Source organism: Schnuerera sp. (assembly GCF_035459645.1).
Lineage (GTDB): Bacteria > Bacillota > Clostridia > Tissierellales > Tepidimicrobiaceae > Schnuerera.
This window is the reverse complement of record NZ_DATHXO010000324.1, coordinates 1-1,926: the sequence shown is the minus strand read 5'-3', so window position 1 is coordinate 1,926 and position 1,926 is coordinate 1. Positions and strand designations below refer to the sequence as shown.

Below are 1,926 nucleotides of genomic sequence, written 5' to 3'. Positions count from 1 at the left end.
ATTACCAATTGAGGTAACCCTTCCTTCTCCAGCATTATTGGAAGCTCATATATAGTTTCAGCATCCATGTTTTCAATTACCTCTTTTGGATCCAAGTCACAGAATAAAGCTATTTTATCTTTTAAATTCTGAGATAAAGGCATTTCTGTTCTACATATAAGTACATCTGGTTGTATACCTATGCTCCTTAGTTCCTTCACACTATGTTGAGTAGGTTTTGTTTTCAATTCACCTGCCTTAGATAGATATGGAACTAAAGTTACATGAATATACATTACATTTTCTTTTCCCACATCATTTTTTATCTGTCTAATTGCTTCTAAAAAAGGAAGAGATTCAATATCTCCTACAGTCCCTCCTATTTCAGTAATTACAACATCCACTTCTCTATCCTTGGAAACCCTTTTGATCCTATCCTTTATTTCATTAGTAATATGAGGAATGACTTGAACAGTTCTTCCATCATATTCTCCTTTTCTTTCCTTATTTAAAACAGACCAATAGATTTTCCCAGTAGTTACATTGCTAAATTTATTTAAGTTAATATCAATAAATCTTTCATAATGACCTAAATCCAAATCCGTTTCTGCTCCATCATCCGTCACAAAGACTTCTCCATGTTGATATGGACTCATGGCACCAGGGTCCACATTTATATAGGGATCAAATTTTTGGATAGTCACTTTTAGACCTCTACTTTTTAACAATTGACCTAGACTAGCTGCAGTAATTCCTTTTCCTAAAGATGATACAACTCCACCTGTAACAAATATATATTTAGTCGGCATTTTCCGAACCCTCCTTATAAACTTATAACTATAGTATTTTATCCCATATTAAGGCCTATGTCAACGAATCATAGGATTGTTTTATCATTAAATATATTATACCCTATATGAAACAAACCTATTGTAATTATAATGTAATATTTAGATTGGGTTATATGGTGTATAATTAAAGTAGGATTATAATGAAAGGAGAGTTTATATATGAAAAAAGTTTTATCTTTAATTATAGCATTAGTTATGGTGCTTTCAAATTTCTCTTATGCCTTCAGTGCACCATCTGAAGAAGAATTATATAACCAATCTGGAAAGATATTGGAAGGTTTAGGTGTATTGCAAGGTTCAGAAACTGGAGATTTAATGTTAGAAAAAAATCTTAGAAGACAGGATATGGTAGTGCTTATTAGCAGACTTTATAAAGAAGAGGCTAAAGCAAAGAAATTCTCTGTAAAAGATGATTTCGATGATGTAACCAATTCTTTTTACAAACCCTATGTATCTTGGGCAGTAAATAAAGGACTTGTTATTGGTGTAGGTGGAGAAAAATTTGGATACAATAATCCAGTAAAAGTTCAACAATTTCAAACTTTACTTTTAAGAACCTTAGGCTATAGTGAAGAAGTTAAGGATTATAAAAATGTACCAGAGGTTGCCAAAAGTTTAGGATTGATGAAGGGACTATCAGCAAAACCTGATGAAGATGTAAAAAGAGGATTAATGGCAGCAATGACCCTTAATGCATTAAGACTTAATATTAGAGGTGGTAGTTTAACTTTAGCACAAAAATTAAATTTAGATATACCTGATGCTTTTGATGTAACAGCTGTTCCAACTATAGATAGAAATAATGTTAAATTTGAAGGGGTGGCAGAAGGTACTAATGCTTTAAAAGTACATTTAAAACCCCTTTCATCTGATATTACATCTGGTGAAAAATACTATGATATTTCTTTAGAAGAAGATGGACGTTTTTCCTATTTAATAGAAAATCTTCAACCTGTGGGCGTGGAGCGCATCCTGTGGCTGGAGCACGGCGCACTGGAGGGCGACGACACCGACGGCCACATCGACACCCTGGCCCGGTTCTGCAATGAACACACCATTGCCCATGTGCAGTGCGAGGATCCGGCCGACGCTCACT

General features: G+C 34.1%; 2 protein-coding genes. One reads left to right on the top strand and one right to left on the bottom strand.

Annotated features, from left to right (window positions below; genetic code table 11):
• Positions 1 to 788 (bottom strand): CTP synthase (locus VK998_RS07620; RefSeq protein WP_325227275.1); only part of this gene is annotated, 788 nt, incomplete at its 3' end.
• A gap of 201 nt (positions 789 to 989) precedes the next feature.
• Here VK998_RS07620 and VK998_RS07615 point away from each other — a divergent pair.
• On the top strand, positions 990 to 1,926 hold a 937-nt coding region (locus tag VK998_RS07615), incomplete at its 3' end, for an S-layer homology domain-containing protein (protein WP_325227273.1).